The sequence below is a fragment of the Gordonia pseudamarae genome (assembly GCF_025273675.1).
Classification (GTDB): Bacteria; Actinomycetota; Actinomycetes; order Mycobacteriales; family Mycobacteriaceae; genus Gordonia; species Gordonia pseudamarae.
Genome location: NZ_CP045809.1, coordinates 3128807 through 3143288 on the forward strand (window position 1 = coordinate 3128807; position 14482 = coordinate 3143288).

Below are 14482 nucleotides of genomic sequence, written 5' to 3' on the forward strand. Positions count from 1 at the left end.
GCAGCCGACGTCAGCCGATCATGTCCCGGATGTCGTTGGCGCTGATCGTGGTCCCGAACAGTTCACCGTCGTCGACAACCGCGTCGAACAGGGCTCGTTTGCGTTCCTGCAGGGCCACTACCCGTTCTTCGATGGTGTCGGCCGACACCATCCGGTAGACGGTGACCGGGCGTTGCTGCCCGAGGCGATGTGCCCGGTCAACGGCCTGCGCCTCGGCGGCCGGATTCCACCACGGATCGCAGACGAAGCAGTAGTCGGCCTCGGTGAGGTTGAGTCCGAAACCGCCGGCCTTGAGGCTGATCAGGAACACCTGCGTCCGGCCGCCGGTGAACCGTGCCACGGCGTCGGCGCGCTGAGCGGCGTTCATCGACCCGTCGAGGTAGCTGTAGGCGATGCCCACCTTGTCCAGGTGCGTGGTGAGGATGTGCAAGAACCGGGTGAACTGACTGAAGACGAGTGCGGTGTGTCCCTCGGCGATCAGTTCGGGCAATTGTTCGGTGAGATATTCGACCTTCGCCGATGAAACACCGTGGTGGGTGTCGTCGACGAGCATGGCGTGCAGGCTGAGCTGGCGCAGCACGCTGAGCGAACGGAACACCTGGAACCGGTTTTTCTCCCAGTCACCGAGCAGCCCGAGGACTTTCTGCCGCTCCCGGGCGAGCCGGGTGTCGTAGATCTTGCGGTGCCGAGCCGACAGCTCCAGAGTCAGCACCTGCTCCTGCTTGGGCGGCAGGTCGATGGCCACCTGATCCTTGGTGCGACGCAACATGACCGGCTTGATCCGTCGGCGTAACACTCCCAATCGCTCAGGTGCCGAATGCGATTCGATGGGTTTGCGGAAGTAGTCCGTGAAAGCGGTCGGTGACGGGAACAGCCCGGGGGCCGTCACCGACAGCAGCGACCACAGTTCCATCAGGTTGTTCTCCATCGGAGTGCCGGTGATGGCGAGTTTGAAGCCGGCGTCGATGCGCCGAGCACACTGATGCGTTTTTCCGGCATGGTTCTTGATGAATTGAGCTTCGTCGAATATCGCTCCGCTCCAGTGGAATTCGTTGATCTCATCGAACATCAGCCGCAGGAGCGTGTACGAGGTGACCACCAGGTTCGCACCGGTGGCCTGGTCGGCGAAACTCAGCCCGGTCTTGGCCTCGGTGCCCGTCACCGCGACCGTCCGCAGGTCCGGAACGAATTTGCGACATTCGGCCGCCCAGTTGGCCACCACGCTGGTGGGGGCGATCACCAGGAAGCTCGCATCGGCGTCCTCGGCCACGGCACGGGCTATGAGCGCGAGGGTCTGCACGGTCTTGCCCAAACCCATGTCGTCGGCGAGGATGCCGCCGAGTCCGTTGTCCCACAGGAAATTCAACCAGTCGAACCCGGCTTGTTGGTAGTCGCGGAGCTGCGCGCACAGTTCAGTGGGTGGGTCGACCGGGTGCGGCGGCACGGCGTCGGCGAGCATGGCCATCCGTTTGTGCCACCGGGCGAGTTGTTCGTCGACCACGCCTAGCGCGAGCAGTTCCTCCCAGAATGTCGCGTTCAGGCTGGCGGTGTGCACTTTGCCCGATTCGATCTCGCCGAGTGCTCGCGCCTCGGCGAGCAATTCGGACAGCTTCATCAGTTCGGGGGTGTCGAGCGGGAAGTACACGCCGTCACCGACGAGCATGTGCGTCGCGCCCGACACGATCTCGCGGATGATGTCGGCGACCGGCACCGGCACAGGTCCGACGGTCACCGTGATCCCGAGACCGAACCAGTCATTGCCGAGATTCCCGTCATCGCCCGATTCGCCGGCGTCGGCGAAGAATTCGATGCTGGGCGGGGTCGGTGCCGCCCGATAATCGACACCGAGCCGATTGTCGACGACGATGTCGGGATGCGCCTCGAGTTCGGGCAGCGCCTCCACGCACAGCACCGCCGCCTCGACCTCCGACAACGACACCGGCAATCGCAGACTTTCGATGTCGGCATCGGTGATCACGTCGGCGAGTGGTCGGCCGCTGCGCAGCAGGCCCAGTTCCCCCACGATCAGCGCGGAGTGCTCGCGATGCTGCCGACGCTGCCAGTGCGCCGTCGCATCGGCTACCCAGCCGCGGCACACCCACGCCGTCGCCGACAGTTCGGGCCGGACCGACTGCCACAGTGCGTCTTCCTCGGCCTGATCCCGGTATCCCGTGCCGACTCGCTCCGCGGGATCGAACAGGTGCGTGGTGTCGTTGACCCGGTAGCCGGTGCTCCACGACAGTCGCGCACCGCCGGCCGACTCCGCCGTCAATGTCAGCGTCACGAACGGACCCTCGATTCGCGGTGGCGCGAACAGCTCGGCGTCGCGCACCTCGATGCTGCGCACGTGGGACAGTCGAGGCAGCACCTGCGCGGCGAATTCGGGCAGGTCTTCCTGTGGGATCAACACCTGTGCGTCGGAGCGGACGGCGTCGAGTTCGGCGGGGCTGGGCACCGGATCGAATCCGGCGAGGACGAGGGTGCCGCCGTCCACGGTCCACAGCCCATGCGACCGGCGGGCGTCGGGGCCGAGATAGCCACCGACGTCGCCGGGTGAAAGTTGTTGTTCCGCTCCGCCGCTCGACGGCGGATCGATCTCGAATGCCGCGGTGAGCCGAGCACCCGATTCGTGGGCGGCCAGGGTGTACCGCAGTCGTCCCGTGGCCAGACGCACGGCGTTCGCCGTGAGCCCGCCGTCGACGGTCAGCGACACGCCGGCCTCCACCACGGCGTCCAGCAGAGGCCATATCGTGGCGGGTGCACCGGTCAGCCGAAGTGTGTCGATGGCACCGTGACTGTAGGCGTTGCCGACGAACTCGCGGTACAACGCCGACATCGCGGCCTTCTGGGCGGGCGCGAAGTCCCGGTTATAGGCATCGAGGACGTTGCTCCACGACGCACCGGTCTTGATCCACCGCCCTCGTTTACCCATGGTCATCGGCGCCATCGTCAACGTCGGAGCGGTGTCTCCCGACATGCGGGTGGCGTACCGCGGCGCGGCAGTCATCCCTATGTGCAACGCCAGCGGCCGGGTCTCGGGCACGGCCGGTGAGCCCGGCGAAGCGTCGTCGAGCACCGCCGACAGCATCGTCCGCCAGGACACCTCGGGTACCGATGTACGCACCCCGGCTCGGCCCGCCACCAGCAGGAGCGCCACCGCGTGTTTGCAGTTCAGCCCGACAGGACACGAACACATCGCCATCCGCACCGTCCGCGACGACGGCGCCCCGGTGAACGCGACAGTCACCTGATAGATCTCCCGACCCGAGCCGCGGCACCGGCCGGTCAGCTCACCGCGCGCGTTCCAGCCGTAGTCGATGATCATGTCGGTGTTGGAATACCGGGTGCCCTTGCTCATCGCTCCGCTGCCGAACTTCCGCAGCAGTTCGCTAGGAACGATGGATACCTGCTGCCCGCTCACGTCACCGGACGGGTCAGCGCAACGCATTCGGCGGCGACGACAGCGAATCCAGACATTGCCCCACCCTACCGGGTGCGGCGGGCGGCGCCAGAGCGAACGAGTCGGCCTGTAAGCCGGATCCTGTGCCCACGCCAGGCGTGGGCGGCGACCATCCATCTGGGCACACCGTCACCGGGTACCTCAAGCGGCCCACCCGCAGGCTCGGGCGAGCAGCCCTCGAACACCTGCGCACCCGCACCGGGTGGTGCGGGCTTCAGCCTTGCTCCGGGTGGGGTTTACCGAGCCGGCGCGGTCACCCGCGTCGCTGGTGCGCTCTTACCGCACCGTTTCACCCTTACCGACGGCACCGAGGTGCCGGCGGCGGTCTGTTTTCTGTGGCACTGTCCCGCGGGTCACCCCGGGTTGCCGTTAACAACCACCCTGCTCCGTGGAGTCCGGACTTTCCTCGGCGCTCGGCATCCCCGGTGACCGGTCGTTCCGTGCGCCGCGGCCGCCCGGCCGACTCGTTCGCCCTGCAAGGATAGACCACCGCGACGGGCCGCCGGAGACCGGAGCACGCCCTAGAGGTGGCTCGTGTCGTTGACGAGTCGCACCACCGAACCACCGTCCGGGTAGAACTCGACGATCGATACCGATGCCAGATCCAGATGGATGCTGTAAAGCACCTCGGGCCCGGCTCGCAAGGCATCCCGCAGCAGTGTCTTGATCGGCGTCACGTGCGAGACGACAAGCACTGTCCGGCCCGGAAACCTTTGCAGCAGGGACTGTTTGACGTCCCCGATCCGCCCGGCCACGGCGGCGAAGCTCTCCCCGCCCGGCGGCGGCAGCGTCACATCGCCCAGCCATTCGCGGTGCACCTGCGGGTCGCGCCCGGCGGCCTCGAGAAAAGTCAGCCCCTCCCACTCACCGAAGTCGGTTTCGGTGAGGCCGTCGACAACCTCCACATCGAGCCCGTTGACGTCGGCGACGGCGCGAGCCGTGGCGGTCGCCCGCGCCAACGGCGACGACACGATGGCCGAGATGGAACTGTCGGCACCGAGCCGCCGACCCGCCGCGGCTGCCTGCGCGCGGCCCAGCTCGGTCAGTTCGGGGTTGCCGCGACCGGAATAGCGCCGCTCCACCGACAGCGGAGTCTGCCCGTGCCGCAACAGCACCAGACGTGTCGGCTCCTGCCGCTGCCCCTGCCAGGTCGGCGTCGACTTCGGCCCGGCCATCTACAGCCCCGACTCGGGTGTGCGCACCAAGACCGCGCCGCACTCGTCACACCGCACCACCTCGTCGTCGGCGGCCGCGCTGATCTGCCCGATGAGACCACGGTCGAGTTCCATGCCGCAGCCCCCGCACCGGCGGGCCCGCAGCAACGCCGCACCGGCCCGGCCCTGCGCGCGCTGCCGGTCGTACACGGCCAGCAGAGCCTCGTCGACGAGCGCCACCACCTCGGCGCGGCGTTGTGCCTTCACCTCACGTTCGCCGTCGAGCCCGGCCAGAGCCGCGTCGCGGCGGCCGGTGGCCTCGGCGACCTTGGCCTCGATGTCGAGGACCGTGGCCTGCGCACGTTCGGCCTCGGCGCCGAGGGCCTCCTGCTGTTCCATCACCGCCAGCAGTTCGTCCTCCAGCACCGACCGCCGCCGGCCCAGGCCGGCGAGTTCGTGCTGCAGTTCGGTGAGCGCCTTGGGTGCCAGCTTTCCCGATTGCAGCAGGGCCGTGTCCTTCGCCTCGCGCGCGCTCATCCCGGTGACCTCGGAATCGATGCGCCGGTACTCGCGGTCCAGGTCCTCTGCGGCGATCTCGGCGCGGACGAGGTCGCCGCGCGCGGCGTCGCGCTGTTCGGCCAGTACGGCGAGCTCGGCCTCCTCGGGCAGCGTCCGCGCGCGGTGTGCGATGCGAGCCAGCTCAGCATCAAGATCAGCCAGATCGAGGAGCTGCCTTTGTGCGCCGGAACCAGCCTTCATCGGGGCCTGCTTTCTTGTCGGAAGTCAACGGTCAACTGATCGATTGTGTCACCTGCCGTTCACCGGGCACATCGCGCGCCCGGTCCACCGCGATCACAGCCCGGGGCCGCAGTACATCCCGAACGGATCGGTGGGTTCGGGGTACACCTGCGCAACGATCCCCGCGCGCCCACGCAACAGGTCGGCGGCACCCCGGCACCACGGGAACTCGGTCGCCCAGTGCCCGGCGTCGACGAGCACCGGCCCGCCGGCACGGATGGCCTCGTCGGCCGGGTGATGACGCAGATCGCCCGTCAGATACAGGTCGACGCCGGCGGCGGCAGCCGCACCGAGCAGTGAGTCGCCGGCGCCGCCGCACACCGCGACGGCCTCGATCACGGTCGCCGGATCACCGGCGGCACGCACTCCCCACGGCCCGCGCAGCTCTCGTTGGGCCAGCGCCACGAACTCGGCGGCCGTCACCGGTCCGGGTAGCCGCCCGATGCGTCCCAGACCCAGTTCGCTGTCGACCTCGGCGAGTTCGAGGATGTCGAAGGCCGGTTCCTCGTACGGGTGCGCGGCGCGCAGCGCGGCGAGCACCCGGTTGCGCAGCCCCCGCTCGGCGACCATCTCCACGCGCGCCTCGTCGACGCGTTCGCGTCTCCCGATGACCCCGATCGCCGGGTTGGCCGCCGCCTGCGGCTCGAACTGGCCGATGCCGGTCACCGACCACGAACAGTCCCGGTACTCACCGATCGCACCGGCACCGGCGGCGAACATCGCCTCGCTCACCTGGTCGCTGCTGCCTTCGGGAACCATCACCACCCATTTGTCCATCGGGCGGGCCGGCAGCGGCCGCAAAGGCACGGTGTCGAGCAGGCCGAACCGGGCGGCGAGCGCGTCGGACACCCCTGGGCGGGCGCTGTCGGCGTTGGTGTGGGCGGTGAACAGCGCGATCCCGGCCCGTACGAGCCGGTGGATGACGCGGCCCTTCGGGGTGTCGGCGGCCACCGAGTCGACGCCGCGCAGCAGCAGCGGATGATGAGCGAGAATCAGGTCCGCCCCGGACGCGACGGCCGCGTCGACGACCCGATCGGTGACATCGACGCAGACCAGTGCCCGCGTCACCGATTCCGCGGGGTCTCCGCACACCAGTCCCACCGAGTCCCAGGATTCGGCGAGCCGGCGCGGATAGGCCTCGTCGAGGACGCCGATGACGTCGGCGAGCGTCCGGACCGTGTTCTCACTCATGGTTCCTCACCCTGTCACCGACCCGGATGGTTCACAACGTCACCCGCCAGACAACCTCACCCACCGGCCCGCAGCGACTCGATCAGCCGGGCGGTCGTCGGCCGGTCGCGGACCGCCAATCGCAGGAACCCCGGCCCCAGGCCGACGAAGTTGGCGGCACTGCGCACCGCGATCCCCTGCTCGAACAGCCGCCGCTTCACCCCCAGCCCGTCGTCGACCTCGATCAGCACGAACGACGCCTCGGGTGTGGTGGCGGGCTCGATACCGAGCTCACGCAGACCCGCGATCAGATCGGAGCGCTGCTCGGCGACCTCCGCGGCCACCTTCCGGCAGTACCGCTCACCTCGCGGGCCGACGCATTCGGCGAGCGCGACCAGCGACAGTGTGCCCAGTGCCCACGGACGCCGCCCCATCGACAGCCGGTCGATGATCGCGGGGTCGGCCAGCAGATACCCCGCGCGCAGACCGGCCAGGCCGAACGTCTTGGTGATGCTGCGCAGCACGATCACATCCGGCCATCGCCGCGAGGCAACCGACTGCGGCTCCCGCTCCCCCGACACCGGGTCGAGGGTGAGGTCGGCGAACGCCTCGTCGACGACGACCAGCCGCCCCGGTGCCCGCAGGGCCTCGATGACGTCGGCCGGATGCAGCACCGACGTCGGGTTGGTCGGATTGCCGATCACCACCAGGTCGGCGTCGGCGGGAATCAGCCGGGCGATACCGTCGGCGTCGAGTCGCCATGGACGGTCGAGTACCACCTGGGTGATCGGGATTCCGGCGGACCGCAAGGCGAGTTCCGGTTCGGTGAACGACGGCTGGATGAGCGCGGCATGGCGCGCCCCCAGCCTCGGCAGCAATTCGAAACCCTCGGCCGCACCCGAGAGCAGCAGGATCTCGCCGGGGGTCCGGCGGTGCGCCCGTGCGACGGCGTCGACGGCACGCGCGTCGTCACCGGCGGTCGGATACCGCGCCAGGTCGGGCAGGCGCGCGGTGAGGGCGTCCAGAACGAACCGCGGCGGCCCCGGCCGGACGTTCACCGCGAAGTCGGTCAGCCCCGCCTCACTGTCGCTGTCGCCGTGCCGGTCGAGCGCGAACAGTTCCCCGTTCATCGACCGTCCGTTCATCGACCGTCCGTTCATCGACCGTGCCCCGCCGTTTTCCACCGGTGCGGCCGTGTGGCCGGCGGCCGGAAGCGGCGGTGCCATACCATACCGTATCCACAGAGATGTCCTGATTCGGTGCCCTCGATGTGCCTGAGCCGTTCCACACGTGCACGATAGAGGGCGTGCAGAAAAGCCCATCGGACCGCATCACACCCGACGGGGTCACTCCCGACCGGGCCGCGCCGCCGCACGATGTCGCGACGACGCTCCTGCTCGACCTCGACGGCACCATCACCGACAGTTTCGCCGGGATCGCGAACAGCTTCGCCCATGCGCTCGCCGCCGTCGGGCTGCCGCCGGCGGCGGAGGAGGTCGTGGCGGGGATCGCCGGGCCACCGATGCTCGACACCTTGCGCACCCTGGGGCTGGACGAACCGGTGGCGGCCGCGGCCATGGCCGCCTATCGTGAGCGCTACACCAGTGTCGGATATCTGGAGAACGCGGTATTCGCCGGGATGGCCCAGCTGTTGGCGGATCTGTCGGCGGCCGGTCGCCGGATGGCGGTGGCCACGTCCAAGAATCAGGCGACAGCCGTCAAGATCCTTGATCATTTCGGCCTCGCGCAGCATTTCGAGCTGATCGCGGGTGCCTCCGACGACGGTGCGCGCCGCCACAAGTCGGATGTGATCGCGTACGCGCTCGCCGGCCTGGGTGTGACCGTCGACGGCACGGGGGCCGTGGACGCGCCGGTGGTGATGATCGGCGATCGGTTCCATGACATCGAGGGCGCGGCGGGTTTCGGCATCGCGACGATCCAGGTCGGTTGGGGTTACGCGCTCGACGGCGAGGCCGGGGCCGCGGCCTGGGGTGTGCGTTCGGTTCCCGAACTCCGTACCCTACTCGGAGTGTGACGCCCGACACCATGGTCCAGTCGCGCGGGGATCCGCGCCCCCGGCCGGTAATTTCTCATATGAAACTTCAGTTGTTGTACTAAATAGTGCGCGTGTTATGTCCATAACCTGCCAGCGATTGCGAACTGCCAGAGGAAATGCACAGTGTCTGACGACGACCTCCATATCTGCTTTGTCTGCACCGGCAACATCTGCCGGTCGGCGATGGCCCAAAACATCTTCCGGGCCGCACTCCTGAACGCGGGCCTCAACCACCGGGTCCGCGTCAGCAGCTGCGGGACCAGCGGATTCCACACCGGCGAACCCGCCGACAACCGGGCGCGCACCGAACTGCTCGCGCACGGCTACCCCGACGATCACGTCGCCGCCCAACTCTCGCCCGAACACTTCGACGCCGATCTGTTCGTGGCCGCCGATCACGGGCATGTCCGTGATCTGGAACGCAAGCGCCTCGGTGACCGGGTACGTCTGCTACGCAGCTTCGACCCGACCGCGGACCCCGCCGACCTCGACCTGAGCGATCCCTACTACGGCACGCCCGCCGACTTCGCCGACACCCGGGCGCAGATCGAGGCCGCGATCCCCGGTCTCATCGACTGGACCACCACTGCGCTCGACGAACTGTAGCCGCGGGCCATCTCAGGCTCCCGGCCCGGCCGTCAGGGCCCGCGACCGGGGCCGGTTGCCCGGCTAGTCCGAGCTGATCAGGCTGTGTACGAACCGGATCTTGTCCAGCACCGGACCGGCGAGCACGAACGGGTACATGTCCGGATGCCCCATCGACCGGTTGATCTGGTTGAGCGCCCAGGACAACGGCAGCCACCATTCGATGATCCGGTCGAAGCCCACATCGCCCGGCAGATCGCTGTCGAGGGTCGAACCGGCCGGCGCCATCGCGAACGCGGCCGCGGTGTCGAGGGTGTCGCGGATGTGCAGGTAGTGCGCGAACGTCTCGGCGAAATCCTCTGCCGGATGCATCGTCGCGTACGACGACACGTAATTCTGCTCCCACCCCTGCGGCGCGCCCTCCGAGTAGTGCCGGTCGATCGCTGCCTGATAGTCCTCGTCCGGATTGCCGAACAGCGCCTCGAAACCCGGGCGTGCCGCGTCGTCGACCAACACCATCTGGAAGTAGTGACCGATCTCGTGCCGGAAGTGCCCGAGCACCGTGCGGTACGGTTCGGCGAGCTCGACGCGCATCTGCTCGCGGTGCACGTCATCGCCTTCGGCGAGGTCGAGGGTGATCACCCCGTTCGCATGGCCGGTGACTACCGACTCCGATGCGCTGGAGAGCAGGTCGAAGGCCAGGCCGTTGACCGGGTTGCCCTCGAAGCCGGAGATCGGCAGGCCGAGTTCGGTGAGTTCGAGCACCAGTCTGCGTTTGGCCGACTCGGCCTGCCCGAACGCCTTGAGTGCCTCCTGATCGGCGTCGGAGGGCCGGGTGCGGGTCAGCGCGCACGACGGGCACAGTTCGGGGTGACCGGTCCATTCGATGAGCCAGTTACACTGCGCCACCACCGCATTGGCGCATTTGTCCAGAAGTATGTCGTCAACCTCAACCTTCCCGGAATCGTCGAGGGTGTAGATGCTCCTGGTCTCGAGCCAGAAGCCGAGCGGCGACTGGCAATGTAGGCACAGGCTGTTCTCGAAGGAGAGCCGCTGGCCGCATTCGCGGCAAAGGAAGTCACGCACGAGGAAGACGCTACCGCCGATACCGCGATCCGGTGCGGAACGCGAACGACCGTGTCCCGACACCCTCGACACCCACCCTCGTCCGGTCGGTACCGTTGAGGGGTGCATGTGCTGCGAACATTCCTTCGGCCCGGATGGCTGGTCCTGGGCGTGGTGGTGATCGCCTTCGCCGCCGCCTGCTTCATGCTGCTGGCACCGTGGCAACTCGGCAAGAACTCGAATACCGAACATCGCAACGACCTCATCAAGCAGGCGGTGGCCACCGACGCCGTCCCTCTCGACGAGGTCGCCCGCGCCGGTGCCCCCTTCGACAAGGACACCGAGTGGCGGGCGGTCACCGTCACCGGCAACTACCTGCCCGGCAAGCAGGTACTGGTGCGGCTGCGGTCGGCCGAGGAGCGGCCGGCGATCGAGGTTCTCACCCCGTTCGCGGTGGCGGGGTCGGACCGGGTGGTGCTTGTCAATCGCGGCTACGTGCGGCCCGAACAGACCCGGGCCGTCACCGACGTACCCGCCGCGCCGTCCGGCCGGACCACCATCACCGGACGTATCCGCGCCTCCGAGGGCACCTCACCGGGACGCGGCGCCCACCAGGAGGCGGGCGCCCCGGCGGTGTACACCATCGACCCCGCCGAGGTTGGTGCCGCCGCCGCGCTGACCTTCGATCCGTTCTACCTGCAACTGTCGGCCGGCATGCCCGGATCGCTCGGCACCATCGCGTTGCCGCAACTCGACTCGGGACCGTACCTGTCGTACGGCCTGCAGTGGCTCGCGTTCGGGATCATGGCACCGCTGGGTCTGGGCTATTTCATCTGGTCCGAGCTCAAACACCGCCGTCGCGCCGCGGCCCCCGTCTCCGGCGACTCCGGTGACTCCGGCGACGATCCGGAGCGGGTCGCCTCCAAACGGGCCCGGGCCCGCGCCGACATGCGTCGGGCCGCCTCGGGTGCCGAGGTGCCGGCCGATGCGCACACCGGCGAGAGCACCGGCATCGGGCACGGCCCCGACACGCAGCATTCGGCGGCGGCGGTCCGCGAGAAACTCAGCCGGCGCTACGGCGGCTGAACACCGCCCGCACCACCCGGTAGCCGACGGCGACCGCCACGGCACCGGTCTGCACCCGGCGTGACAACCGCACGGCCGCCCGCAGGTCGACGGGTCCGGGTGCGTGCCCGCGACCCAGTTCCGGGCGCATCTCCACCCCGTGCGCGTACACGGTGCGCCCACCGAGCCCGATACCGAGCGCACCGGCGAACGAGGCCTCCACGACTCCGGCGTTGGGGCTCGGATGGTTGTGCGCATCGCGGTGCCACGCCGCCCACGACGCCGCGGGATCCGGTCCCAGCACCACCGCCAGCACGCCGCCGACGCGCGCGGGAACGAAGTTGGCCAGGTCGTCGAGCCGGGCGCTCGCCCACCCGAATCGTTCGTACCGGGGCGACCGGTAGCCGACCATCGCGTCAAGGGTGTTGACGGTGCGATAGGCCAGCAGGCCGGGGACACCGGCGACTGCACCCCACAGGACGGGGGCGACCGTGGCGTCGGAGGTGTTCTCGGCGATCGACTCCACCGCGGCCCGGCACATGCCGTCGGCATCCAGGGAGTTCGGGTCACGCCCGCACAGGCTCGGGATCAACGCGCGGGCCGCCTCCAGATCGCCGGCGTCAAGACTGTCGGCCATCTGCTCGCCGACAGCGGCCAACGTGGTACCGCCGAGCACTGCCCATGTCGCGGCCGCCACCAGCAGGGGTTCTGTCCGCCGCAGCCGCCCGGTCAGCAGCGCCGAGGTCACGGCCACACCGCCGACGGCCAGCGCGACGTGCGCCAGGCCCGCGCTCCGCGAGTCCCGGTACAGCGCGCGCTCCAGGCCGCCGAGCACCCGGCCGAGTCCGGCGACAGGGTGGTAGCGCCGCGGATCGCCGAGTATCCGGTCGGCGGCGTAGCCCGCGACGACACCCACCGCAACAGAATCCATCCGTACGCCCACGGGGCGTGAGCGTAACACCGGCCACCCCGCCACTACACTGACCCGGATGTCCAAGACCCAGCCGGCCCCGGTGACCGGCGTTCACCAGATCGATTCGGGTACCTGCGAACTGGCCCCCGACCTGATCGCGGGCGGCTGGCTGCTCACCATCAACGGCGCGCACAGCTCCCACATCGACCCCGACGATCCGCTGCTGCTCGACTTCGACTACATGCGGCAGATGGTCGCGGTCATCGAGCAACGACACGAACCGCCGGCGCCCCTGCGGGTGTTGCACCTGGGCGGTGCGGCCTGCTCGTTGCCCCGTTACCTCGCCGCCCGCTACCCGAACGCCCGGCAGGTGGCGGTGGAGGTCGACGCCACACTCGCCCGGCTGGTCCGCGAATGGTTCGCCCTGCCCCGGTCGCCGCTGCTGCGCATCCGCGTCGGCGACGCCCGCGAGGTTCTCGAAGCCGCGCACGACGACTCCCGTGACGTCATTGTGCGCGATGCGTTCAGCGACGCCGTCACCCCCGACCACCTGACCACCCGCGAGTTCACCGGCCACGCCCACCGGGTCCTCGCCCCGGGCGGGCTGTATCTGGCCAACTGCGGCGACGACCGCACCCTGCGCCGGGCCCGCGCCGAGGTCGCCACAGTCGCCGACACCTTCGCCAACACCGCGATCATCGCCGATCCGTCGATGCTGAAGGGGCGGCGCACGGGCAACGTCGTCATCGTCGGTTCCGACGGCCCCCTCGACGCCGACCCGGCCCTGGTGCGCAGACTCCTGTCCGACGCCCTCCCGTCGTCGTTGGTCGTCGGGGAACAGGTCCGTGCCTTCGGCTCACGCCCGGTTCTGCGGGATCCGGAACCATCGCGGGTACATTCCGGTCTGCCGCCGATTGCGGACAGTAATCGTCCGCCCGGTGGTGCAGGATGACCGCATGTTGGAAACGTCGGCACGACTACTGCGCCTGCTGTCCCTGCTGCAGATGCGGCAGGAGTGGACGGGCCCCGAGCTCGCGAACAGGCTGAACATCACTACCCGCACCGTCCGCCGCGACATCGACAAACTGCGCGACCTCGGCTATCCGGTGGAGGCCAATGTCGGTGTCGGCGGAGGCTACCGGCTCGGCGCGGGTGCCGAGATGCCGCCACTGCTGCTCGACGACCAGGAGGTGCTGGCCGTCGCCGTCGGCCTGAACACGGTGGCGGCGGGCGGTATCGCCGGTATCCAGGACGCCTCGGCGGGGGCGCTGACCAAGCTGCGCCAGGTGATGCCGTCGCGGCTGCGGCACCGCCTCGACGCACTGTCGGTGGATTCGGTGCCCCGCAACGCGTCGTGGACGTCGATCCCGGCGGACCGGCTCACCGACATCGCCACCACCTGCCACCGCCACGAACGGCTGCGTTTCGACTATCGCAAGGCCGACGGCACCGAAAGCCGCCGCGACATCGAACCGTATCGGGTGGTCCGCAACGGTTCACGCTGGTATCTGATCGGCTGGGATCTCGCGCGGGCGGACTGGCGATCGTTCCGTATCGACCGGATGGAACCCAAGACGCCCACCGGCCCCCGGTTCTCGCCCCGCGAACTTCCCGAGGGCGGCGCGGGCGCCTACCTGGCCCGCAGCATCGGCGCCGTGCACCGCGCGGCGACGGCCAGGGTGCGCGTCCACGCACCTCTGACCGACATCGCCGCGATGGTCTCCGACGAATGGGCCACCATCGAATCCGGCGACGACTCCGCGTGCGAACTCCGGGTCTACAGCAAATCCCTGACCTCGATCGCCCGTTGGCTGCGTGCCTTCAACGCCGACTTCGACATCCTCGAACCCGAGGCGCTGCGCGTCGAATGCGCCGCCCTCGCCGAGGAGCACGACCGCCTGGCCGAACGCTACCGCAGGTCGATCACAAGTGCCTGATCGCTCTCGTGTCCGACCTGCCGGTTTGGGCCGTGGCGCGAGAACCGCTAGATTCTTACGTTGGTGCGCGCATCTGTGCGTGCCGCCCGCGCGTATAGCTCAGCGGTAGAGCTCTGGTCTTACACACCAGCGGTCGTAGGTTCGATCCCTACTGCGCGCACCATCTGACCAGCGGATATGCAACCGGGCCGAGCGCCCGGAGCGGTGAAGTTGACACAAGTTGACACAATCAGCGACCTAACGACCTGCGGTGACACTCGCGTGTCACTCGTCAATCAG

The 14482-nt window shown here is 68.9% G+C and carries 12 protein-coding genes, 1 tRNA gene and 1 other RNA gene; 6 read left to right on the forward strand and 8 right to left on the reverse strand.

The window, feature by feature from the left end; translation table 11 throughout:
• Positions 1 to 10: 10 nt before the first annotated feature.
• The 6 genes from GII31_RS13730 to cobC all read right to left on the reverse strand — a co-directional run bounded on the left by GII31_RS13730 (position 11) and on the right by cobC (position 7727).
• On the reverse strand, positions 11 to 3358 hold the full coding sequence (locus tag GII31_RS13730; RefSeq protein ID WP_246222313.1) for a DEAD/DEAH box helicase: 3348 nt from the start codon (positions 3356 to 3358) through the stop codon (positions 11 to 13).
• A gap of 156 nt (positions 3359 to 3514) precedes the next feature.
• Positions 3515 to 3927: RNase P RNA component class A (rnpB, locus tag GII31_RS13735), an RNA gene on the reverse strand.
• Between the two features lie 54 nt (positions 3928 to 3981).
• Entirely contained in the window at positions 3982 to 4635 is a 654-nt protein-coding gene (locus tag GII31_RS13740; RefSeq protein WP_213243897.1) for a histidine phosphatase family protein, read from the reverse strand.
• On the reverse strand, positions 4636 to 5373 hold the full coding sequence (locus GII31_RS13745; protein WP_213243899.1) for a zinc ribbon domain-containing protein: 738 nt from the start codon (positions 5371 to 5373) through the stop codon (positions 4636 to 4638).
• A gap of 93 nt (positions 5374 to 5466) precedes the next feature.
• On the reverse strand, positions 5467 to 6603 hold the full coding sequence (locus tag GII31_RS13750; RefSeq protein WP_260839985.1) for a Nif3-like dinuclear metal center hexameric protein: 1137 nt from the start codon (positions 6601 to 6603) through the stop codon (positions 5467 to 5469).
• A 56-nt stretch (positions 6604 to 6659) separates the two neighbouring features.
• Complete coding sequence (gene cobC / locus GII31_RS13755; RefSeq protein WP_260839986.1) at positions 6660 to 7727, reverse strand: Rv2231c family pyridoxal phosphate-dependent protein CobC; 1068 nt, start codon at positions 7725 to 7727, stop codon at positions 6660 to 6662.
• Between the two features lie 185 nt (positions 7728 to 7912).
• On the opposite strand from cobC, the gene GII31_RS13760 reads away from it, so the two are divergent.
• Positions 7913 to 8617, forward strand: a complete 705-nt coding sequence (locus GII31_RS13760; RefSeq protein WP_213250403.1) for an HAD-IA family hydrolase — start codon at positions 7913 to 7915, stop codon at positions 8615 to 8617.
• 144 nt (positions 8618 to 8761) lie between these two features.
• A complete protein-coding gene (locus GII31_RS13765; protein ID WP_260839987.1) occupies positions 8762 to 9244 on the forward strand; it encodes a low molecular weight protein-tyrosine-phosphatase in 483 nt (160 codons plus the stop codon).
• Positions 9245 to 9307: 63 nt separating this feature from the next.
• On the opposite strand, the gene GII31_RS13770 is transcribed toward GII31_RS13765, so the two are convergent.
• A complete protein-coding gene (locus GII31_RS13770; protein ID WP_213243908.1) occupies positions 9308 to 10309 on the reverse strand; it encodes a zinc-binding metallopeptidase family protein in 1002 nt (333 codons plus the stop codon).
• A 102-nt stretch (positions 10310 to 10411) separates the two neighbouring features.
• On the opposite strand from GII31_RS13770, the gene GII31_RS13775 reads away from it, so the two are divergent.
• Positions 10412 to 11374: an SURF1 family cytochrome oxidase biogenesis protein gene (locus tag GII31_RS13775; protein ID WP_213243909.1), complete on the forward strand. Its 963-nt coding sequence runs from the start codon at positions 10412 to 10414 to the stop codon at positions 11372 to 11374.
• Here the strand turns inward: GII31_RS13775 and GII31_RS13780 are convergent.
• Positions 11352 to 12284, reverse strand: coding sequence for a cobalamin biosynthesis protein (locus tag GII31_RS13780; RefSeq protein WP_213243911.1), 933 nt, complete (start codon positions 12282 to 12284; stop codon positions 11352 to 11354). The two genes, GII31_RS13775 and GII31_RS13780, sit on opposite strands and share 23 nt — an antisense overlap.
• 58 nt (positions 12285 to 12342) lie before the next feature.
• Here GII31_RS13780 and GII31_RS13785 point away from each other — a divergent pair, with 58 nt between their 5' ends.
• From GII31_RS13785 to GII31_RS13795, 3 genes are all read left to right on the forward strand, one after another.
• Positions 12343 to 13218, forward strand: coding sequence for a spermidine synthase (locus tag GII31_RS13785; RefSeq protein ID WP_246221874.1), 876 nt, complete (start codon positions 12343 to 12345; stop codon positions 13216 to 13218).
• Between the two features lie 4 nt (positions 13219 to 13222).
• Positions 13223 to 14203: a helix-turn-helix transcriptional regulator gene (locus GII31_RS13790; RefSeq protein WP_260840509.1), complete on the forward strand. Its 981-nt coding sequence runs from the start codon at positions 13223 to 13225 to the stop codon at positions 14201 to 14203.
• 88 nt (positions 14204 to 14291) lie between these two features.
• Positions 14292 to 14366, forward strand: a tRNA-Val gene (locus tag GII31_RS13795).
• Positions 14367 to 14482: the final 116 nt, after the last annotated feature.